Source organism: Agrobacterium sp. H141 (assembly GCF_057158725.1).
Genome location: NZ_CM169893.1, coordinates 3,437,855 through 3,457,595, shown reverse-complemented (window position 1 = coordinate 3,457,595; position 19,741 = coordinate 3,437,855). Strand labels below are relative to the sequence as shown.

Below are 19,741 nucleotides of genomic sequence, written 5' to 3'. Positions count from 1 at the left end.
CTACACTCTGGTCAGGGTCGCCACGGCTTCCACATGCGGCGACCACAAAAACTGGTCGACAGGCGTTACCGTATGAACGCGGTATCCGCCTTCTGTCAGGATTGCCAGATCGCGGGCGAGCGTCAGCGGATTGCAGGACACGGCCACGATCTTCTTGACCTTGGACCGGGCGATTTCCTTGCACTGCTCTTCTGCACCGGCACGCGGCGGGTCGAACACGATGGCGTCGAAATTCTTCAACTCCTGCGTCATCATGGGACGGCGGAACAGGTCGCGCTTTTCGATCGTGACGGGCTTCAGCCCCTGCGTGTGGCGGGCCGCCGCATCCAAAGCCTTCAGGGATTTTTCGTCCGACTCGACCGCCAACACCTGACCGATGCGCGCAAGCCTCAATGAAAACGTGCCACTGCCGGCAAACAGGTCGGCGATGCGCTTCGATTTGCCGACATGATCAAGCACCAGTTTCGCCATGGCCTCTTCGGCAGGGATTGTGGCTTGGGTAAATGCGCCGCCGGGAGGGGAAACCGTGACGCCGGAAAATTCGATCTGCGGCTTGACCGGCTCGATCACGATTTCTCCGTTCCAGGACACGCGCGCAATGCCGCGCATGCGAATGACGATTTCGGTCACAGCCTTGCGCTGCTTGTCGGTGATCTTGGCGGTGCCGTCACCAGCAATGTCGAAACCGGTGATGGTTTCAAGCACGGTCAGGCGGAAAGGTTCGGCATTGACGGATAGCGCCATGCCTATACGGCGGATGTCGTCCAGTCGCTGAACGATGCCATCCGAGGCCACGGGACATTCTGTCATGGCGACGATGTGATGGCTTTGTGCCTGGTTGAAGCCGAGAAGCAGGCCTTTTTCTGTCCGCCTGGCAGCCAGCACCACCCGGCGTCGCTGACCCGGTTCGGCTGTCATCAGTGGTGCAACCTCGGCCTCGATGCCCTTCGACTTCAATGCCGCAATCACGAGATCGCGCTTGAACATGTTGTAGAGTGCCGGTGAGATATGTTGCAGCGAACAGCCACCACAGGTGCCGCCATCTGCGTCCGGTCCAAAATGACGGCATGCAGGCTGAATGCGCTCGGGCGATGTCGAGGCAATAGACATGATCGTGCCCTGGTTCTTCACCCGGGCAATGGCGATCTTCTCGCCCGGCAGCGAAAAGGGCACGAAGATCGGGCCGTCAGCGCCATGGGCAATGCCGTCGCCCTGTGCGCCGAGGCTGTCGATGGTAACTGTCTCTGTGCTCAAGGCGCACTCTCCGGTTTTTGTCCAGCCAGAAGGAATTCCACATTACCGTCGCCGCCGGCAATCGGTGAGGGGATCAGGCCAAGGCTGGTCCAGCCCATTTCGTCTTGAAGCCAGCGCTCGAGTTCCGCTGCCACGTCTGGCGCGGTTTCCGGATCCTTCAACAGGCCGGCCTTGCTGATGGCATCGCGACCAGCCTCGAATTGCGGCTTCACCAGAAGCACACAGGTCGAACCCGCAAGAGCCATGTCGAGGGCCGGCACAAGCGCCAGCTTCAACGAAATGAACGAAACATCCGAGACAATGAAGTCGATCGGTCGGTTGCCGATATCCGAGGGTTCCAGATAACGTGCATTGAGGCCCTCGATATTGGTCATGCGCGGGTCTTCGGAAAGCCGCGCATGCATTTGGCCGTGACCAACATCGATCGAGGTCACATGGGCAGCGCCCCGCTTCAACAGCACTTCGGTAAACCCGCCGGTGGACGCACCGACATCCAGACATTCGCGACCCTCTGGCGACAGCTGGAAGTGATCCAGCCCCGCGACGAGCTTAAGTGCAGCGCGCGACACATAGTCCTGCGCCGGATCGTCGATCTCGAACAGATGATCGGCACTGAAGGTGAGGCTGGGCTTGGTGACGACCTTGCCATCGATCTTGACGGTCCCCCGTTCGATCGCATCGCGCGCGCGCGCGCGGCTGGCGAACAGATTGAGGGCGACGAGAAGCTGGTCGAGGCGTTGATTTTTTTGTTCTGAGGACATGGCCTGTCAATGGCGTTGCCAGCGTTCGGTTGCAAGTCTTTTATAGAGACTGCCGAAGAAACTGTACCCAAATGCCCTTGCGGACAGCATTTCGCCCGCTATCCTCCCGCGGGCCAGGTGGGGATCCGAGGCAAACAGGGGACATTCGATGAACACCAGAACAGCTTTTTCAGCCATGTCGATGTCAGCGACGTGCACGCTTGCGTGTCTTGCAGCCATGCCGGCCGGTGCCAATGACACTATGGCAGAGCTGGTGGCGGGCGGCCTTAACTTTGTCCAGACGGACGCCGTCTCCATGGTTGAGGAAGACCTCTATATTTCACCCGAGCGTGTCACGGTCGATTATGTCTTCCGCAACACAAGCGACAGTCAAGTGACATCCTACATCGCCTTCCCCATGCCCGACATCAAGGGGGACTATGAGTCTGAGATCGCGCTCAATGATCGCGAGGCAGACAATTTTCTGGGGTTCACCGTCACCCAGGATGGTCAACCAATACAGCCGAACCTGCAGCAGCGCGTGAGTGCCACCGGCATAGACATGACGGATGAGGTTCGGGGACAAGCTGTGCCATTGTTACCGTTCAGCGACCGCACCCATGAGGCACTGGCAAAGTTGCCATCCGATGTGCTTGAGGACTGGCGGGCGCGCGGCCTGATCTACGATGATGTCTATGAAGATGCAGGCGAGATGAAACATCATCCCATCCCGCTCTGGACGCTGCAATCGGCCTATTGGTGGAAAACAACGTTCCCTGCGGGACAGGATGTACGCGTGCATCACGAATATAGCCCAGGCGTCGGCGGAACGGCCGGCATCAGTTTTGCCGGGGAAGAGTTCAAGGGCGATGACTGGTTTGACAAGAACCAGCGCGAATATCGGCAGAAATACTGCATCGACGATAGCTTCATGCGTCTCGCCGACAAGCTGCAGAAAGACATGTCAGCGGGAACCGGTCCATACTACACGGAAAGCTGGATCTCCTATGTGCTGAAGACCGGCGCAAACTGGGCGGGGCCGATCGGCAAGCTGCGCATCACCATCGACAAGGGCGACAAGGCCAATTTTGTCAGCTTCTGTGGCAACGGGGTCAAGAAAACCGGGCCAACCACCTTCGAGATGAATGCCGTGGATTTCATGCCCGAGCAGGATATTCATGTTCTGCTTCTGGTGCGCGCGCAATCGGAAAACTGAACAGCGATAACCACTGTTTATATAAGAAAAGCCCGGCAACATGTCGCCGGGCTTTTTGTGTTCTTGTGGTCAGGCTCAGCTTTCGACGTCGTCCACGACGGAGCTTGCAGGTCGGTCTGTGCCATCGGCATGTTCGCGATGCCAGCGCCCATCTGCGTCTTGAAACGAGATTTCCGCGTCGTCACCGCTCAGGCCATGTTCTGTCGCAACGGCCCGTGCCGCGGCAAGAGCGTCTTCATGCGTTGGAAAAGGCTCTGAATAGACATCGCCAAGCCGATACGCAAAACCTTCATCGTGCTTGACGACGTGATAGGTAATGTCAGCCATGACGCTGTTCCTTAGTGCCAGCGCCAGCGTGTATCGCGCTCTGTTGTCTGGCTCTGGCCGATCAGATAGCCGACCACGCCGCCGATCAGGCCGACAGTCAGAAGTGCTGTGGAAGTCGCGGTTGGATATTCGCGCGCCATTGCAGCAGCACCGCCGGCTTCGTTGCGAGCGTAGCGGGCAGCATCGCGTGCCTTGGCCGAAGTCATTTCAAGGGCCTGAGCACCCCGAGCGCGCGCTCCCTCTGCAACGTTGCGTCCCTCGTCGCCAAGCATTTCGCGGTAGTGCGAAACCTGGTCCTGAAGCTTCTTCAGTTCTTTCATCATGTCGCGATCATTGTTGTCCATGTCGATATCCTTCCTGTTCGGATGGTTTCAAATCGTGTCGGAGGAATAACGCGGCGATGCGGCTTATGTTCCAGGCTCTTTGTCGAGCCTCGGGCCTGAAGGCATCACAAATAGAAGTACCCGGCTTCCAATGCATGCATGGAATAAAAGCTCCGCAAGCACCACTAATCTGACGAGCGGCAATAGTTTTGAGGAATGCCAAACAGAACAGTTTATTTACATTCGTCATTTATAAAATGGTAATACGCCAAAGGGATGTCTGGAAATGAAAATATCGATTGCGAAGCTGTTGACGGGCCTCACCGGACTTCTCGTTATGGTGATCCTCGTTCAGGGTTTATTTTCTGTCCGTTCACTGTCGTCGATCCGCACCGATGCGGAAACGGTGGTCAACAGTCGTGTTCCGGCATTCATTGCCCTGGGTAAAATCAACAGTGAACTGGCAAAAATGCGCAGTGTCGGAGGTGGCGTGCTGAACGCGGAGCCTTCCGACCGCCAGAGCTTCGAAGCCAAATTGGAAACGACCGCTACCTCCCTGAATGCAAACCTCGCTGCCTATGAGCCATTGATCGTCGATGTTGCCGATCGCGATGCCTTCAACGCCGTCAAGCAGGCTATCGCCGATATGAATTCCGAATGGGATGCAACTTTCGCGCTCCTGGAAAGCGGCGATAAAACCGCCGCCATCTCACGGTTTTTCGGTCCGGCTCTCACATCCTACGAGGCAGCAGCTTCTGCCTTGAACGACGCGGTCGAGGATATGTCTGGTGATGTGGAGGCCGAAGGTGACGCGATGCTGTCGACCACCGCGAGCGCCAGCGAGTTTACAATCATTGCATTGGCCGTTGCCCTTCTGGTCGGAATAGCATCCGCAATCATCGGCAATCGCAAGATTGCCCGTCCTCTCGTTCAGATGTCGGGCGTCATGCACCGATTGACCGAAGGCGATACCGATATCGTTGTTCCCGGTAGTGGGCGCCAGGATGAGATCGGCGACATGGCAGCCTCTGTCGAGGTCTTCCGTCAGGCAGCCATCACCAATAAACGCCTGGAAGCTGAAGCCGAGGCCAACCGGAAAAAGGCCGAAGCGGATCGCATCGCCACGCAAGAGCGGGCCGAGGCCGAAGCAGCGGAACGCCTTCGGATCGCAACCTCGGGTCTTGCGTCTGGTCTGAAGCGCATGGCCGACGGCGATCTCTCCTTCCAGCTGACGGAAGCGTTTGCGCCCGATTTTGAAGCACTGCGGCACGACTTCAACCTATCGATCGGCCAGTTGGCCAGCACGCTTTCGGTTGTATCGACGACGATTTCCACGATTGAGTCCGGGGCCCGGGAAATTGCCGGCGGAGCCAATGATCTGTCGAAACGGACCGAGCAGCAGGCAGCAGCCCTTGAGGAAACGGCAGCAGCCGTTGAGCAGATCACCTCCAATGTCAGCAATTCCGCCAAACGCACCGAGGAAGCACGAACTGTCGCGGTGCAGGCCAATCAATCGGCGGGCGAGTCGGCAAAGGTCGTGTCCTATGCCGAGGACGCCATGCGCCAGATTGAGGCTGGTTCAAAGCAGATCTCGACAATCATCGGCGTCATTGATGAAATCGCCTTTCAGACCAACCTTCTGGCGCTCAATGCCGGCGTCGAGGCAGCGCGTGCCGGTGAAGCTGGCAAGGGCTTTGCGGTGGTCGCCCAAGAGGTGCGCGAACTGGCACAGCGTTCGGCAAACGCCGCCAAGGAGATCAAGGGTCTGATCAACACCTCTGCCGGTCAGGTCAAGAACGGTGTGGATCTGGTGCGGGATGCCGGTGGCGCGCTGAACACGATTGGCCAGTTCATCGCCGAGATCAACACCCATATGGAATCGATCGCCGTGTCTGCCAAGGAACAGTCGGGCGGCCTGAACGAAGTCAACAAGGCCGTGAATTCCATGGATCAGTCGACCCAGCAGAATGCTGCCATGGTCGAGGAATCCACCGCAGCCTCCAACGCGCTTGCAATGGAATCGGCCAAGCTCAGGGAACTGGTCTCGCGTTTCCGTCTGACGGGCGAAGCGGCAAAAACACCCGCGCACCAACGGGCCGCTTAACATCTTCCCGCAGGGTCGCTTGCGGGAGGCTCACCTGAAATTTAGCTGGATAGGTGAAAGGACCGGCTCTTCCAGTCCTTTCCTCTTTGCCCCGTCTAACGCTTTGGGGTTTAACCGGCAGCGCCGATCCCCAGGCCCTTTTGCCCCAGCGCCCGGAACACCGTTTGCACGATGCCATGGCTGTCGAGTCCGGCGCGGGCATACATCACTTCGGGCTTGGCCTGATCCACCCAGGCATCCGGCAGCACGAGCGGCCTGACCTTCAGCCCGCTATCCAGCAGACCATCCATAGCCAGATACTGCATCACATGCGATCCGAAGCCACCCACGGCGCCTTCTTCCACGGTGATCAGGATCTCGTGTTCTTGCGCGAGGCGGCGGATCAGATCGTGGTCGAGAGGTTTGGCAAAGCGTGCATCCGCAACCGTGGTCGACAGGCCGGCAGCATCCAGATCCTCGGCGGCAAGCAGGCAGTCGGCCAACCTTGTGCCAAAGGACAGAAGCGCGACTTTGGTCCCTTCCTTGACGATCCGGCCCTTGCCGATTTCCAGAATTTCGCCGCGCTCCGGTATGTGCACGCCCACGCCCTCGCCGCGTGGATAGCGGAAGGAGAGGGGACCTTCGTCATAGGCAGCCGCAGTGCGCACCATATGCTTTAGTTCCGCCTCGTCGGCAGCCGCCATCACCACGAAGCCGGGCAGGGTGGCAAGGAAGGTGGTGTCGAACGATCCGGCATGGGTCGGGCCATCGGCACCGACAAAGCCTGCGCGGTCTATGGGAAAGCGCACCGGCAGTCCCTGGATTGCCACGTCATGCACAACCTGATCGTAGCCACGCTGCAGGAAGGTCGAATAAAGCGCACAAAACGGCTTGTATCCTTCTGTCGCGAGGCCTGCGGCAAAGGTCACCGCATGCTGCTCGGCAATACCGACGTCGAAGGTGCGCTGTGGAAATTCTTCCATCAACTTGTCGATGCCGGTGCCCGATGGCATGGCGGCGGTAATTCCGACAATCCTGTCGTCCAGCCGCGCTTCCTGCACCAGGCTCTCGCCAAAGACGCTGGTATAGCTGGGCGCATTGGGCTTGGCCTTGGCCTGCGCGCCGGTGATCACATCGAACTTGTTGACACCGTGATATTTGTCGGCCGCCGCTTCGGCCGGTGCATAGCCCTTGCCCTTTTGCGTGACCACATGGATGAGCACGGGCCCCTTGGCATTGTCGCGCACATTGCGCAGCACCGGCAAAAGATGGTCGAAGGAATGCCCGTCGATCGGGCCGATATGGTAAAAGCCGAGTTCCTCGAACATCGTGCCGCCGGTCACATAGCCGCGCGCATGCTCGACAGCGCGGGTAATCGCCCGATCGAATCCCTTGCCGAGATAAGCCGTCAGCTTCTTGCCCAGCTCGCGAAATCCCATATAGGTGCGGCCGGATGCCAGACGGGCGAGATAGGCACTCATCGCACCGGTTGGCGGTGCGATCGACATATCGTTGTCGTTGAGGATGACGATCAAACGTGCATCGAGCGCACCGGCATTGTTCAGCGCTTCGAAGGCCATGCCGGCACTCATCGCACCGTCGCCGATAACAGAAATCACCTTGCGGTCGGAATTCGACATGTCGGCGGCGACCGCCATGCCGAGACCGGCAGAGATCGACGTCGAGGAATGGGCAGCACCAAAGGGATCGTATTCACTCTCGGCGCGCTTGGTGAAACCGGAAAGACCGTCTTCCTGACGCAGCGTGCGAATACGGTCACGGCGTCCCGTCAGGATCTTGTGCGGATAACACTGATGCCCGACATCGAAGATCAGCCGGTCATCGGGTGTGTTGAACACGTTGTGGATGGCAATCGTCAGTTCGACCACGCCCAGTCCGGCACCCAGATGTCCGCCGGTGGTCGACACCGCGTCGATCATCTCGTCGCGCACTTCGCGGGCAAGCTGCGGCAGGTCGCGGTCAGCGATCTTGCGCAGGTCCGCGGGCAGCCGGACGGTATCGAGCAGCGGCGTATCAGGCTGGGAAGTCACAGGGCAGGCCTCATTGTTATTGCGGCGGGGCGGTCGCCTTTACGTTAAATCGCGCTGAGGCAAAAGCCACGCTGCCGCGTGTGCGGTTACGCCTATATAGGGCTTTATCCCGCATCGGGCAAAGGGGTAAACGACAATGCAGCAACCTCAATGGCCCGATTTTCACCGTTCCGGCAAGGGAACGAACTCTTCCTCGTCGCCCGGGACGATGTCAAAACGCCCCGTGCGCCACTCTTCCTTGGCCTGTTCAATCCGCTCCTTCGACGACGACACGAAGTTCCACCAGATATGGCGCTTGGACGCCATGGCAGCGCCGCCGAACAGCATCACATGACAGCCGCCGGCCCCGCCTTGAAGGGTGATCTCGTCACCGGGCCGCAAGACCAGAAGCTGATCGGCAGCAAAGCGATCGCCCGCGACCTCCAGTTCGCCGGACAGAATGTAGAGCGCGCGCTCCTCGTGGTCCGCGGAAAATGGGAACGTGCTGCCCGCCTCAAGTGTCAGGTCCACATAGAGCGTATCGGAAAACACGCGGACGGGCGATTTCATGCCGGAGAAATTGCCGATCACCACGCGACCGCTGGCCCCCTGGTGGTCGAACAGCGGCATGGCCGACTGTGCTGTATGACCAAAGGCCGGGTCGATTTCTTCCATCTGGTCGGGAAGGGCGATCCAGGTCTGCAGGCCGGAGATCGAAAGAGGGGCGCCACGCAGTTTTTCAGGTGTGCGCTCCGAATGCACGATGCCGCGTCCCGCCGTCATCAGGTTCACGTCGCCGGGTTGGATCACAAGCTCATTGCCAAGGCTGTCGCGATGCTTGATCTCGCCGTCAAACAGATAGGTCACGGTCGATAGCCCGATATGGGGATGGGGTTTCACATCCAGCGCCTCACCGGCGCGCATCACAGCCGGCCCCATACGGTCGAAAAAGATGAACGGTCCAACCAGCCGGCGCCGGACGGTGGGCAAGGCACGGCGAACGGCAAAGCCGCCAATATCGCTGGAACGGGGAATGATCAGCTGTTCCACGCCATCGCAGGCAAAGGCGTCACCGGCGACCGGGTCTTTTCCGGGAAAAAAGGACATGGGGACAGAACCTCCGATTTGTGTCTTCTCAGTCTATGACGGGCCGGATCGTCGCGGAAGGTGCAATTGGTGCACACAGCGTCAACTTTCCAAGTCGACAAAGTTGAAAAAAATCTCCGGCGCAGAGCTTGTCAAAATATCATAAGGGACTACATCATAAGCCACCTTATGAAAATCGAACTGTCGGCGGAGCCTCCTTTGCAACCTCCCAGCAAATCCTCGTTTGGAATTCTCCTGAAGGACGTCTCGCGCCTGATGGGCAAGCGGTTTGAATTCCGGGCGCGCCATTCGGGGCTCACCAGAGCCCAATGGCAGGCGCTGGCCTATATCTCGCGCAACGAGGGCATTCACAATGCTGCCCTGGCCGAGCTTTTGTCGGTGGAGCCGATCTCCCTGACCCGCGTGCTCGACAAACTGGTCGAGAAAGGTCTGGTCGAGCGCCGCTCCCATGAGACCGACCGCCGCTTGAGGCTCATGTATCTGACTGCGGCGGGGCGCGACCTCTTGAGCAGCGTCAGCGGCGTTGCCGAAGACACGCGCGTCGAGGCGATGGAAGGCTTGTCCGAAGAAGAGCAGGCCCTGCTGGTCAAAATGCTCGAACACGTGAAATCCAATTTGTCGAATGTCTGCCAGTGCCAATCCCAGCCTCTGGCCGAATAAGAGTCTTGAGAAAGTCATCCCATGAGTGAACATAGATCTGAGCAAGCCGGCGCCAGCGCGACCGAGGAGCGCCCGGACGCGGGTTCTGCGCCAACAGTCGCATCGACCCAAGCGCGGTCGAAACCTGCCAATAATGCGCGCCCCAACCAAGGTCGCAATCGGGTCCGGCGGCTACTGTTTCTCGTCGTGCCGGTCGCACTGGTTGCCGGAGGCTATTTTTACGTGAACGGCGGACAGGAGATGGAAACGGACAATGCCTATATCGGTGCCGATATCGTCAATCTGTCCACAGATGTCTCCGGCATCGTCAAGTCGATTGCCGTTCATGACAACCAGGAGGTCAAAGCGGGAGACGTCCTCTTTACTCTCGACGAGCGCCCGTTCCAGATCGCACTCGATGCGGCGGATGCCAAGCTTGGCGCTGCGCGCAACCAATTGCTCAACCTGAAGGCCGCCTACAAGCAGTCCCTGGCCGAGATCGAACAGGCCGAAGCCGATATTCCCTATTATCAGACGGCCTATGACCGTCAGATGCGGCTGAACTCGACCTCTGTCACATCCAAGACCAGCCTCGATGAGGCCAAGCATGCGCTTGTGGCCGCGCGCCAGAAAGTTGCCGTTGCCAAGGCGCAGGCCAACCAGACGCTCGCCGAACTCGGAGGCAAGGCCGATGCGCCCATCGAGCAGAATCCGATCTATCTGGAGGCAAAATCGGCTGTCGAAGATGCAAAGCGCGCGCTGGATCACTCTGTTGTCCATGCTCCCTTCGATGGCGTGGTCACCAATGTGAATGCGCTCCAGAAAGGCAGTTATCTGCCCGCGGCGCAGTCAGCCTTCTCGCTGGTCGCGACAGAGCATCTGTGGATCGATGCCAATCCCAAGGAAACCGAACTGACCTATGTACGTCCGGGCCAACCTGTGACGATTACGGTCGACGCCTATCCGGGTGCGACCTGGAAGGGCGAGGTGGCAAGTGTCAGTCCTGCCTCGGCATCCAGCTTTTCGCTTCTGCCCTCGGAAAGTTCGTCCGGAAACTGGGTCAAGGTCGTCCAGCGTATTCCGATGCGGATCGACATCGAGGATAACAAGGACAATCCGCCGCTGCGTGTCGGCATGAGCAGTGTCGTCTCCATCGAGACCGGGCATGCCCGTGGCCTGCCGCTCCTCGTTCAGAACCTGCTTGGCCAGCAAAGCGCCTACGCTCATGAGTGATACGACAGCAGATGCGGTCGCGCCGGCAATCAACCGCGGCGCGATCTCGGCCTGCGTCATCCTCGCGGTGATCATGCAGGCGCTGGACACGACGATTGCCAACGTCGCCTTGCCCTATATCCAAGGCAGCGTGTCAGCCAGTGCCGACCAGATCAACTGGGTGCTGACGTCTTATATCGTCGCCGCCGCCATCATGACGCCGCCATCCGGATTTCTGGCCGCCCGCTTCGGTCGCAAGCGGGTGCTTTTGATCGCCATTGCCGGCTTCGTCACCGCGTCCGTGCTGTGCGGCCTTGCCCAGTCGCTGACGCAGATTGTCGGCTTCCGCCTCTTGCAGGGCTTCTTCGGTGCGGCCTTGGTGCCGCTGTCGCAAGGCATCCTTCTCGACATCTATTCGGTCGAAGAGCGCGGATCTGCCATGGCCATGTTCGGCGTTTCCGTCATGGTCGGGCCGGTTCTGGGGCCTGTGATCGGCGGCTGGCTCACCGATCACTTCAGCTGGCGCTGGGTATTCTACATCAATGTGCCGATCGGCATTCTCGCCTTTGTCGGCATCTCGTCCTTTGTGCAGGAGACCAAGATCAATGCGGGGTCCAGGCTGGACTGGCTTGGCTTCGGCCTGCTGTCGGTCTCCATCGGCGCCTTGCAGATGATGCTGGACCGTGGCCAGCAACTCGACTGGTTTTCCTCCGGTGAGATCATCATCGAAACGATCATTTTCGTCAGCTGCTTCTACATGCTGCTGGTTCACACCTTCACCCGCGACAAGACCTTCATCAATCCGCGCCTGTTCCTCGACCGGAATTTTGCGGTGTCGATGCTCTTCATCTTCGTGATCGGCGTGACCTATCTGGCCTCGCTGGCACTGATGACGCCCTATCTGCAATCATTGATGGGCTATCCGGTCATCACCGCCGGTATCGTCATGGGGCCGCGTGGGCTGGGCACCATGGTCTGCATGGTAATTGTCGGGCGCCTGATCAACAAGGTCGACACACGGCTGCTTCTGTTTGCCGGTCTCGCAATCACGGCCTGGGCCATGTATGACATGACCGGCTGGACGCCCGATGTATCGCAATGGACGATCGTCTATGTGGGCTTCGTGCAAGGAGCGGGTCTCGGCTTCCTGTTTGTGCCACTGACGACCATGGCCTTTGCCACGCTTCCGGCAGACATGCGTGGAGATGGCACCGGACTTTACAACCTGTCGCGCAACATCGGATCGAGCGTGGGTATCGCCGTCGTTTCGGCGCTGCTGGTGCAAAACGTCCAGATCAACCATGCCGAACTGATGACCCATGTCACGCCGTTTAACCACGCCTTCGACAATCCGGCAGCCGCAGGCCTCAGTCCATGGACGGCAGCGGGCCGCGCCGCGCTCGACCAGATGATCACGCTGCAATCGACCGTGATTGCCTATGCCAACGACTTCAAGCTGTTGATGCTGATGTCGATCGCCGTCATGCCGCTATGCCTGCTACTGCGAAAACCGGGCACCAGCAAAAACGATGATGACGAGCTTGCCTTGGTCATGGAGTAAAAAAAGACCCGGCTGGATCGTCTCCGCCGGGTCTTCTAGTTTACAGATCGGATTACCCTTGCGGGCTATTCCCGGTCGAGCGGCTCCGTCCCCTGCGGTGTGCCGGCGCGATCCAGGCGGATCTTTTCGATCCGGTTTTCAGCAGCTGTCAGCAATGTCTCGCAATGCTTTTTCAGCGCTTCCCCCCGTTCGTAAATGGCGATGGATTCGTCGAGAGCCACATCGCCGCGTTCCAGCCTTGCGACAATGCTCTCGAGTTCGGCAACGGCCTTTTCGAAGCTCAGCGTGGCAATTTCGGTGGCGGCGTCCGTCATACTCAACCCTTCATCAGTCTCATGATGTGAAAACCGGCCGATTCGGCCAGACCCTCGAGATCATATCCGCCTTCGAGCAGGCTGACGACCCGGTTGCCGGCGAATTTGTCAGCGACTTCCATCAGCCGTCCGGTTGCCCAGTCGAAATCCTCACCGACCAGATTGATCTGCGCCAGCGGATCGCGGTGATGCGCATCAAAGCCGGCGGAAATCAGGATGAGGTCGGGAGAAAAGTCATTGAGTGCTGTGAGCACCCGCGACTTGAAGGCCTCACGGAAGTGGTCAGAGCCGACATTGGCCGACAGTGGCGCATTGACGATGTTGTTCTTGATGCCGGTCTCGTCGCGCTTGCCGGTGCCGGGAAACAGCGGCATCTGGTGGGTGGAGCAGAACAGCACGGACGGGTCGTTCCAGAAGATGTCCTGCGTACCATTGCCGTGATGCACGTCCCAGTCGACGATCGCCACCCGTTCGGCTCCGTGCTTTCGTTGAGCATGACGCGCGGCAATCGCAATCGAATTGAAATAGCAAAAGCCCATGGCCGTTGCCTTTTCTGCATGGTGGCCGGGCGGGCGTGCTGCGATGAAGGCGTTGGAAACGTCGCCGGTCATCACATCGTCCACGGCTGCCATGGCGCCGCCGATAGCCGTCAGCGCACTCTGTAGGCTCTTGGGCGAGGCATAGGTATCGGCCTCGATCTGCCGGATCTCGCCGTCCTCCTCCGGGATCTGCCGCATCACCGCAAACAGATGTTCCTCCGGATGAGCCAGGAGAATGGCATCCTCATTGGCCTGCGGAGCCTGGCGACGATCCAGCGGCGCAAAATTCGGATGCTCCAGCGCCACATTGAGCGCCCGCAGCCGGTCGGGCCGTTCGGGATGGCCGGGCGGAGTGAGATGTTCAAGAAAGATGGGATTTTCATAAAGGCGGGTGGTCATTGGTTTCTCCGCATGGATTGTCACCATAGGGGCCGGCACTGTCATGGTCTACGGGCTTTGGAGGCGCTATGCACAGATCAGCATTTGAGCGCTCATTTCGGTCCTGTTGCCCTTTGCCTGGAATGCTGCGATTTACCCCTTAACGCGACGGGCCTTGTTCAGGTTCGGTTTTTTATTCTAGACTGCCAAACCCGTTGAAATGCAGGGGCATATATGAACGACGATCAACGCGTCGAGGTGACGGAACTTCGGGTCCCTTACAGGGATATCGACATGAATGGGCTGATGCGGGCATCCGCCTATGTCGACCATGCCGAAACGGCGCTTGCCCATTTCTGGCGCTACCGTCCGCCATTGGAGGACGAGCCGGTTTACGTAACCAGCAAGCTGGAATGCCGCCTCTACGAGCCCTTGCGGCTGGATGATGCGCTCCGATTGACGGTCCGGATCGACAAGATCGGTGGAAAGTCCATCGGCTTCAACATCATGATCGAGCGCGGTAATTCGGTTGTTGCAGAAGTGGAACTCACCCGCGCAGCCACCGGCGTGGAAGCGGGAGAACCTGTTCCCTTGCCGGAAGATACCCGCGACTGGCTCTATGGCCATCTCGCGTGATCGCTTGGCCTGAATGGCAAGAGGGTCTACCGGCCTTTCGGCGGATAGTCGGCGCAAGAGGATAAAACACCCTCCGGCTTGCCGCCTTCGCTGCAGAAAATGCCGCCCCAGGTGAAACCTGTGCCGGAACTGCTCTTCACCTTGAACCACTGGTAATCGCCCATCCACGTGCCGGTCGCTTCCAGGACTTCGAGCGGCTGGCCCTCGCGCAGGCTCGCCTTCTTCTTGAACTCCATGCCCGGACCGGACCGCAGGATGCCGCCATAGGAAATGGCGGGCAGATCGGTTGCTGCTGGTGCATCCGAAGCCAGCGCATCGCGCTCGTCCTCGATCATCGACTGCACATCGCCTTCGCATTTGGCCGGTATCCTGGTCCAGGCGACTTCGGGCTCGAAACAGGTGCCAAGCGGTGTATCGCCACACAGGGACTTAACCGCATCGAGGCAATCCGCATCATAGCCCTGTGCAAGGGCCGGGGCGGCACCGCATGTCATCAGCAGCAGGCCGGCAGCAGTCGATATGGATCTGGTTCTTGTGCTCATGGAACCTCCGGCCGGCAAGTCATCGCAATGACCATCGGCAGTTTTCGCGCAAGCCCTTCAAGGAACTTGCGATCGCGATGTGTGGCGAGGAAATCCCCGCCGCACATCTCCAAATTCGACGCGATCAGGCGCGCTGCGGCAGCAGCGGATAGCCGACCATGACGGCACGGGCGGCCAGGGCTGCAACGCCAGCCTTCAAAAGGTCGCCCGGCACGAATGCCATGGAGCCGTAGAAGGCTTTCGAAAAGCCGATGCCGGCACCCCATGCAAGCCAGGCAATACCGAAGGCGTATTCAACGACGATACCGCCAATTACGGCCGCGACGAAAAACGCGATCACCTGAAAAACAGCATTGGAGGAAGACCGCGCAACTCGCTCAGAGATCAAGCCGGCGACATAGGCGGCAGGCACCCAGCCGATCAGGTAGCCGAGGGTCGGTGCGGCAAACACAGCAAGGCCGCCACGGCCACCCGACAGCACCGGCAGGCCGATCGCCACCAGCAGGATCACGAGAAGAGGCGCAAGTGCGCCGCGCTTTGCACCCAGGATCACGCCAGCCAGCATCACACCGAAGCTCTGCATGGTGATTGGAACGGGAATGAAACCGAGCGTAATGGGTGGCATCAAGCCGAAGGCAACAATCAATGCGGCAAAAAGCGAAATAAGGACAATATCACGTGTAGTCATAATGGCGTCTCTCTCCAGATCCCCAGCCTGCATTTCATTGGCGGCGAATTCCGCGGGCGTCAATGGCGTCGGCAATATTATCCGCATCCTTAAGCGTCAGGATGATGAGCGGACCGATCAGCGTCGCCGCCGAAATCTTGATGCCGCGCGCCTTGTGCGCGTCCCGGATTGCAGTATAGCGCGCCATCACTTCAGGAACGAAACGCAGCACCAGCCCGACCGCAAGCGCGATATCGGCTGCGCGCGCAAGCCTAAGCTTTTCCAGCGGCCAGGCGGCCTTCGTGACCGTTTCCATGAACGCGGTAATACGTGTGGTCGCCGTGACCGTCGCTGCAGCCAACATCAGCGTGGTCAGCCGCAAAACGGTGACCGCTGCCTCCTCGTGGCCATTGAACAGCCATTGAAGAGCGCCGACAATCAGGATGGTCAGCAAGATCGGCTTTAACGGCCGCATCGCTTCGCGAAGGGGCTGACCAAGCGAAAGATAGGCGGCAAGGGGCAGGGCCATGGCCAGCGTCAAAAGCAGCGGATTGCGGGTGAGAAAGACGGGCACCGCATAGACCGCGAGGGCTGACAGCTTCACATCCGGTGTCAGCCGGTGAAACAGGCTCTTTCCCTCGACATAGAGCGTCTTCATCGAAGAGCGATCTCCCGATAGGCGGAAACGGCCTCCGTGGCAGCGCCATCGAAGGCAAGCATGCCTGCATCAAACACCAGAACCCGCTCGAACCCTTCGATCAGTGCCAGATCATGGCTGATCACGATGGCCTGTTCATTCAGGCCGGCAATCGCATCCATCACCCGGGCGCGGTTCTTCAGGTCGAGCTGGTTGGTGGGCTCATCGAAGATCACCAGTTGCGGTTCGCTCACCAGCACCGCGGCGAGCGCTGCCAGCTGCAATTCGCCACCGGACAATTCATGCGGACGGCGGTCGGCAAGGTGCGGGATGCCCAGCCGCGCGAGAACCGCACCGACCTTCGCCTCCGTCTCTGCCTTGGAGAGCTTCAGGCTTTTCAGCCCAAGCGCAATGTCGTCGCGAATGATCGGCAGCACGATCTGGTTTCCGGGGTTTTGAAAAATGAAGCCAGTGCGACCGCGCAGGGCATCGGCATCCGCCACGGTATCCAGCCCGTCGAGGAACACATGTCCGGCACTTGGCTTCGTCAGCCCGGCAATCAGTCGCGCGAAACTGGTCTTGCCTGATCCGTTGAGACCGATCACGCCGATGCGGCGTTCGCCCAGCGAAAGCGTCAACGGGTGAAGCGCCGTTCCGGCTTCATGTGTCAGCGTTGCGGCGTCAAACCGGATATCCAATGATCGTGTCCCTTGCGTTTCTGGCTCCCCTATAACCTGTCGGCTGGCCCAGGCAAAGTGATGCGACTTGCTTTACGGTGGAGCCTTGCGCCCATCTCAAGGCGCTGCAATTCATGTTCAGGAGCTTACCGTGTCATCCCAGTTTCATCAGCCCGTCGACGCCACCGAAGTTCCCCGGTTTGCAGGTCCTGCGACCTTCATGCGGCTGCCGCTGGTACCCACTGCAGACGGTCTGGATATCGCGCTTGTCGGTGTTCCCTGGGATGGCGGCACCACTAACCGCGCCGGCCCGCGTCATGGGCCGCGTGAAATCCGCAACCAGTCAAGCTTGATCCGCCGCGTTCATCACGTCTCCAAGATCGCTCCATTCGAAATCGCCAATATTGCCGATGTCGGCGACGTCTCGGTCAATCCGATCGACCTGATGGATGGCCTGAAGCGCATTGAGGACGGTATGGCTGCCATCGTCGCAGCCGGTGCGCTGCCGCTCACAGCCGGCGGCGATCATCTGACCACGCTTCCGGTCATGCGCGCCGTGGCCAAGCAGCGCCCCGTCGGCATGATCCATTTCGATGCCCATTCCGACACCAATGACAGCTATTTCGGCGGCAATCTCTATACTCACGGAACACCCTTCCGTCGTGCCATCGAAGAGGGGCTTCTGGATCCCAAGCGTACGGTTCAGATCGGCATTCGCGGCTCCAACTTCTCCGCCGATGAGCATGACTGGGCAAAGGCCCAGGGCATCCGCATTATCTATATGGAAGAGGCGACACGCCGTGGCGCAGACGATGTCATGGCCGAGGCCAGAGAGATTGCCGGCGATGGCGCCACCTATGTCAGTTTCGACATCGACTGCATCGATCCTTCGATGGCGCCAGGAACCGGCACCCCGGAACTGGGCGGTTTTCTGACCCGAGAAGCCCAGGCCATGGTCCGCTTGCTGGAGGGGGTCAATGTTGTCGGCGCGGATGTCGTCGAGGTAGCACCGCCATTCGATCTGAATGGTATGACCGCACTGGCCGGCGCCACCATGATGTTCGAATTGCTCTGCATCATGGCGAAGTCCGTCGCCGACCGGCGAAAGCAGAAAAAAGTCAGCTGATCGCATCCGCATCAGGTCGTCGGTCTATTGCTTATTTGTAGATGCAGGCTAAGGGTTTTTCATCTCAACCTGCATGAAAGAATATCGAATGAACAGGACGATCCAGTTCGTCACGGCGTCGTGCGCCATCCTGCTGGCGACTGCCGGCGCAGCGCTTGCGGAAGATCTCGTCTTCACGCTGAAAAACAGCACAAGCGAAGTGCTGGAGCGCTTCTATACCTCGCCAAGCGGCGTTGAGGACTGGGAAGAAGATGTCTTCGGGCAGGACGTTCTCAAACCCGGCCAGAGCATCAAGATCACCATCGCCGATGGTCGGACGGTCTGCAATTACGATATGCGCTTCGAATTCTCCGAGGATTCCGATCTCGAAGACATGGAAGACACGCAGGACCTTTGCGAAACCGGGTCCTACGAAATCACCGAGTAGCCCTTATCGGCTTTACTCGTCATTCTGCCGGCGCTCAAATGCGTCGGTAGAATTGCCTGTTGAACATATCATGAACATTGTCTAGCGTTTGGGTATGGCGATTCTGATATCCAATGCGCAGGCGCGCAAAATCTTCATGGAGCGGCAGGGGCTGTCGCGGCCACCGCAAAAGGCGATGACGCGGCAGGCGCTTTACGATCTGATCCATGATCTGGGCTTCGTGCAGGTCGACAGCATTTCCACCGTCGAACGTGCCCATCACCAGATTCTTTTCTCCCGCAATCAGACCTATCGTCCAAAGCTCTTGAGCACGTTGATCGAAAAGGATCGGTTGCTGTTCGAACACTGGACCCATGATGCCTCGGTCATTCCTTCCGCCTTCTTTCCTTATTGGAAGCACCGCTTTACCCGCGAAGAAGCCCGCATCCGTCAGAACTGGACAAAATGGCAGGGCCGCAATTTCGAGGAGGACATCTTCGACGAGACGCTGGCGCGCATTGCCGAAGGCGGAGCACTGCTCTCGCGTGACATGAAGGCCGAAGACCATAAGTCCGGAGGCTGGTGGAACTGGAACCCCAACAAGACGGCACTCGAATTTCTCTGGCGCACGGGCAAGCTCTCGATTGCCGCGCGCGAGAATTTCCAGAAAGTCTACGATCTGTCCGAACGGGTGATCCCGGCGGATCATCACGCAGCGGAAGTCGGTCACGAGGACTTCGTCGATTGGGCCTGCCGCGAAGCATTGAAACGGCTTGGCTTTGCCACGTCTGGCGAGATCGCCGCCTTCTGGGATTTGGTGACGCCGGCAGAAGCCAAGACCTGGGTGGAAACCCATCAGGACGAGCTTCAACCGGTGACACTCGAAGGCATCGATGGCAAGCCACGCCTCTCATCCGCCTTTGTGGAAGGCATCGAAAATCTGCTCGACGCACCGGAGCCGCCCGGCCGCATTCGGGTCCTCTCGCCCTTCGATCCATTGCTGCGCGACCGCAAGCGTGCGGAACGCCTGTTCGGCTTCTTTTACCGCATCGAGATCTTCGTGCCCGAACCCCAGCGCCAATATGGCTATTACGTCTTCCCGCTCTTGGAAGGTGACCGCATGATTGGCCGCATCGACATGAAGGCAGACCGCAAGGCCGGCACGCTCGACGTCAAGCGACTATGGCTCGAACCGGGCGTGAGGGCCGTGCCCGGTCGATTCGACAAGCTCGACGCCGAACTCGTGCGCGTGGCCCGTTTTGCCGGCGTCGAAACCGTCAATTATCTCGATGGGTGGCGCGGCGACACGAATTAGAAGCAAAAAGAG

At 59.2% G+C, this 19,741-nt stretch carries 21 protein-coding genes; 9 read left to right on the top strand and 12 right to left on the bottom strand.

The window, feature by feature from the left end; translation table 11 throughout:
• Both ACWPM9_RS16275 and ACWPM9_RS16270 read right to left on the bottom strand, forming a co-directional pair.
• Entirely contained in the window at positions 1–1,254 is a 1,254-nt protein-coding gene (locus tag ACWPM9_RS16275) for a class I SAM-dependent RNA methyltransferase (protein ID WP_484755815.1), read from the bottom strand.
• The gene (locus ACWPM9_RS16270; RefSeq protein WP_428185646.1) at positions 1,251–2,015 is read right to left on the bottom strand and encodes a TlyA family RNA methyltransferase; all 765 of its coding nucleotides are present in this window, start codon (positions 2,013–2,015) and stop codon (positions 1,251–1,253) included. The genes ACWPM9_RS16275 and ACWPM9_RS16270 overlap by 4 nt, the downstream gene beginning before the upstream one ends.
• 148 nt (positions 2,016–2,163) lie before the next feature.
• Here ACWPM9_RS16270 and ACWPM9_RS16265 point away from each other — a divergent pair, with 148 nt between their 5' ends.
• Positions 2,164–3,210, top strand: coding sequence for a DUF4424 domain-containing protein (locus ACWPM9_RS16265; protein WP_484755814.1), 1,047 nt, complete (start codon positions 2,164–2,166; stop codon positions 3,208–3,210).
• A 75-nt stretch (positions 3,211–3,285) separates the two neighbouring features.
• Here the strand turns inward: ACWPM9_RS16265 and ACWPM9_RS16260 are convergent, their stop codons facing one another.
• Both ACWPM9_RS16260 and ACWPM9_RS16255 read right to left on the bottom strand, forming a co-directional pair.
• Complete coding sequence (locus ACWPM9_RS16260) at positions 3,286–3,537, bottom strand: DUF2188 domain-containing protein (RefSeq protein ID WP_428185644.1); 252 nt, start codon at positions 3,535–3,537, stop codon at positions 3,286–3,288.
• A gap of 11 nt (positions 3,538–3,548) precedes the next feature.
• Positions 3,549–3,881: a hypothetical protein gene (locus ACWPM9_RS16255; protein ID WP_484755813.1), complete on the bottom strand. Its 333-nt coding sequence runs from the start codon at positions 3,879–3,881 to the stop codon at positions 3,549–3,551.
• A 265-nt stretch (positions 3,882–4,146) separates the two neighbouring features.
• Between ACWPM9_RS16255 and ACWPM9_RS16250 the strand changes: the two genes are divergently transcribed.
• Entirely contained in the window at positions 4,147–5,964 is a 1,818-nt protein-coding gene (locus tag ACWPM9_RS16250) for a methyl-accepting chemotaxis protein (protein WP_484755812.1), read from the top strand.
• 110 nt (positions 5,965–6,074) lie between these two features.
• On the opposite strand, the gene dxs is transcribed toward ACWPM9_RS16250, so the two are convergent.
• Complete coding sequence (gene dxs, locus ACWPM9_RS16245; protein ID WP_484755811.1) at positions 6,075–7,994, bottom strand: 1-deoxy-D-xylulose-5-phosphate synthase; 1,920 nt, start codon at positions 7,992–7,994, stop codon at positions 6,075–6,077.
• A gap of 162 nt (positions 7,995–8,156) precedes the next feature.
• The gene (locus tag ACWPM9_RS16240; RefSeq protein ID WP_428185640.1) at positions 8,157–9,080 is read right to left on the bottom strand and encodes a pirin family protein; all 924 of its coding nucleotides are present in this window, start codon (positions 9,078–9,080) and stop codon (positions 8,157–8,159) included.
• Between the two features lie 168 nt (positions 9,081–9,248).
• Here ACWPM9_RS16240 and ACWPM9_RS16235 point away from each other — a divergent pair, with 168 nt between their 5' ends.
• Genes ACWPM9_RS16235 through ACWPM9_RS16225 form a run of 3 tightly spaced genes read left to right on the top strand, consistent with a single transcriptional unit; the run spans position 9,249 to position 12,492 of the window.
• Complete coding sequence (locus ACWPM9_RS16235; protein ID WP_484755810.1) at positions 9,249–9,740, top strand: MarR family winged helix-turn-helix transcriptional regulator; 492 nt, start codon at positions 9,249–9,251, stop codon at positions 9,738–9,740.
• 21 nt (positions 9,741–9,761) lie between these two features.
• Positions 9,762–10,952: an HlyD family secretion protein gene (locus ACWPM9_RS16230; RefSeq protein ID WP_484755809.1), complete on the top strand. Its 1,191-nt coding sequence runs from the start codon at positions 9,762–9,764 to the stop codon at positions 10,950–10,952.
• Positions 10,945–12,492 carry a DHA2 family efflux MFS transporter permease subunit gene (locus ACWPM9_RS16225; protein ID WP_428185637.1) on the top strand — a complete coding sequence of 516 codons (1,548 nt, stop codon included), beginning with the start codon at positions 10,945–10,947 and terminating at the stop codon, positions 12,490–12,492. The genes ACWPM9_RS16230 and ACWPM9_RS16225 overlap by 8 nt, the downstream gene beginning before the upstream one ends.
• Before the next feature lie 65 nt (positions 12,493–12,557).
• Here the strand turns inward: ACWPM9_RS16225 and ACWPM9_RS16220 are convergent, their stop codons facing one another.
• Together ACWPM9_RS16220 and ACWPM9_RS16215 are read right to left on the bottom strand one after the other, a co-directional pair.
• Positions 12,558–12,806, bottom strand: a complete 249-nt coding sequence (locus ACWPM9_RS16220; protein WP_428185636.1) for an exodeoxyribonuclease VII small subunit — start codon at positions 12,804–12,806, stop codon at positions 12,558–12,560.
• A 2-nt stretch (positions 12,807–12,808) separates the two neighbouring features.
• Positions 12,809–13,744 carry a histone deacetylase family protein gene (locus tag ACWPM9_RS16215; protein WP_484755808.1) on the bottom strand — a complete coding sequence of 312 codons (936 nt, stop codon included), beginning with the start codon at positions 13,742–13,744 and terminating at the stop codon, positions 12,809–12,811.
• A gap of 213 nt (positions 13,745–13,957) precedes the next feature.
• Here ACWPM9_RS16215 and ACWPM9_RS16210 point away from each other — a divergent pair, with 213 nt between their 5' ends.
• Positions 13,958–14,359 (top strand): acyl-CoA thioesterase, encoded by a 402-nt coding sequence (locus ACWPM9_RS16210; protein ID WP_428185634.1) that lies wholly within the window; start codon positions 13,958–13,960, stop codon positions 14,357–14,359.
• 26 nt (positions 14,360–14,385) lie between these two features.
• Here ACWPM9_RS16210 and ACWPM9_RS16205 read toward each other — a convergent pair whose 3' ends face one another.
• The 4 genes from ACWPM9_RS16205 to ACWPM9_RS16190 form a co-directional block, all read right to left on the bottom strand.
• Positions 14,386–14,901 (bottom strand): hypothetical protein, encoded by a 516-nt coding sequence (locus tag ACWPM9_RS16205; protein ID WP_484755807.1) that lies wholly within the window; start codon positions 14,899–14,901, stop codon positions 14,386–14,388.
• Positions 14,902–15,025: 124 nt separating this feature from the next.
• Positions 15,026–15,589, bottom strand: coding sequence for a biotin transporter BioY (locus ACWPM9_RS16200; RefSeq protein WP_484755806.1), 564 nt, complete (start codon positions 15,587–15,589; stop codon positions 15,026–15,028).
• Between the two features lie 34 nt (positions 15,590–15,623).
• Positions 15,624–16,226, bottom strand: coding sequence for an energy-coupling factor transporter transmembrane component T family protein (locus tag ACWPM9_RS16195; protein ID WP_428185631.1), 603 nt, complete (start codon positions 16,224–16,226; stop codon positions 15,624–15,626).
• A complete protein-coding gene (locus ACWPM9_RS16190; RefSeq protein ID WP_484755805.1) occupies positions 16,223–16,903 on the bottom strand; it encodes an energy-coupling factor ABC transporter ATP-binding protein in 681 nt (226 codons plus the stop codon). Before ACWPM9_RS16190 ends, ACWPM9_RS16195 begins: the two co-directional genes overlap by 4 nt.
• A 130-nt stretch (positions 16,904–17,033) precedes the next feature.
• Here ACWPM9_RS16190 and speB point away from each other — a divergent pair, with 130 nt between their 5' ends.
• The 3 genes from speB (at position 17,034) to ACWPM9_RS16175 (ending at position 19,729) form a co-directional block, all read left to right on the top strand.
• Positions 17,034–18,008: an agmatinase gene (gene speB, locus ACWPM9_RS16185; protein ID WP_484755804.1), complete on the top strand. Its 975-nt coding sequence runs from the start codon at positions 17,034–17,036 to the stop codon at positions 18,006–18,008.
• Between the two features lie 88 nt (positions 18,009–18,096).
• Positions 18,097–18,435 carry a hypothetical protein gene (locus tag ACWPM9_RS16180; protein WP_428185628.1) on the top strand — a complete coding sequence of 113 codons (339 nt, stop codon included), beginning with the start codon at positions 18,097–18,099 and terminating at the stop codon, positions 18,433–18,435.
• A gap of 94 nt (positions 18,436–18,529) precedes the next feature.
• Positions 18,530–19,729 carry a winged helix-turn-helix domain-containing protein gene (locus ACWPM9_RS16175; RefSeq protein WP_484755803.1) on the top strand — a complete coding sequence of 400 codons (1,200 nt, stop codon included), beginning with the start codon at positions 18,530–18,532 and terminating at the stop codon, positions 19,727–19,729.
• The last annotated feature ends 12 nt before the right edge of the window (positions 19,730–19,741 follow it).

Coding starts and splice junctions, on each gene's coding strand:
- ACWPM9_RS16265 (WP_484755814.1), top strand. CDS start 2,164: ATGAACACCAGAACAGCTTTTTCAGCCATGTCGATGTCAGCGACGTGC.
- ACWPM9_RS16225 (WP_428185637.1), top strand. CDS start 10,945: ATGAGTGATACGACAGCAGATGCGGTCGCGCCGGCAATCAACCGCGGC.
- ACWPM9_RS16220 (WP_428185636.1), bottom strand. CDS start 12,806: ATGACGGACGCCGCCACCGAAATTGCCACGCTGAGCTTCGAAAAGGCC.
- ACWPM9_RS16215 (WP_484755808.1), bottom strand. CDS start 13,744: ATGACCACCCGCCTTTATGAAAATCCCATCTTTCTTGAACATCTCACT.
- ACWPM9_RS16255 (WP_484755813.1), bottom strand. CDS start 3,881: ATGGACAACAATGATCGCGACATGATGAAAGAACTGAAGAAGCTTCAG.
- ACWPM9_RS16175 (WP_484755803.1), top strand. CDS start 18,530: ATGGCGATTCTGATATCCAATGCGCAGGCGCGCAAAATCTTCATGGAG.
- ACWPM9_RS16230 (WP_484755809.1), top strand. CDS start 9,762: ATGAGTGAACATAGATCTGAGCAAGCCGGCGCCAGCGCGACCGAGGAG.
- ACWPM9_RS16240 (WP_428185640.1), bottom strand. CDS start 9,080: ATGTCCTTTTTTCCCGGAAAAGACCCGGTCGCCGGTGACGCCTTTGCC.
- ACWPM9_RS16210 (WP_428185634.1), top strand. CDS start 13,958: ATGAACGACGATCAACGCGTCGAGGTGACGGAACTTCGGGTCCCTTAC.
- ACWPM9_RS16260 (WP_428185644.1), bottom strand. CDS start 3,537: ATGGCTGACATTACCTATCACGTCGTCAAGCACGATGAAGGTTTTGCG.
- ACWPM9_RS16195 (WP_428185631.1), bottom strand. CDS start 16,226: ATGAAGACGCTCTATGTCGAGGGAAAGAGCCTGTTTCACCGGCTGACA.
- ACWPM9_RS16250 (WP_484755812.1), top strand. CDS start 4,147: ATGAAAATATCGATTGCGAAGCTGTTGACGGGCCTCACCGGACTTCTC.
- ACWPM9_RS16200 (WP_484755806.1), bottom strand. CDS start 15,589: ATGACTACACGTGATATTGTCCTTATTTCGCTTTTTGCCGCATTGATT.
- ACWPM9_RS16235 (WP_484755810.1), top strand. CDS start 9,249: ATGAAAATCGAACTGTCGGCGGAGCCTCCTTTGCAACCTCCCAGCAAA.
- ACWPM9_RS16270 (WP_428185646.1), bottom strand. CDS start 2,015: ATGTCCTCAGAACAAAAAAATCAACGCCTCGACCAGCTTCTCGTCGCC.
- ACWPM9_RS16205 (WP_484755807.1), bottom strand. CDS start 14,901: ATGAGCACAAGAACCAGATCCATATCGACTGCTGCCGGCCTGCTGCTG.
- ACWPM9_RS16180 (WP_428185628.1), top strand. CDS start 18,097: ATGAACAGGACGATCCAGTTCGTCACGGCGTCGTGCGCCATCCTGCTG.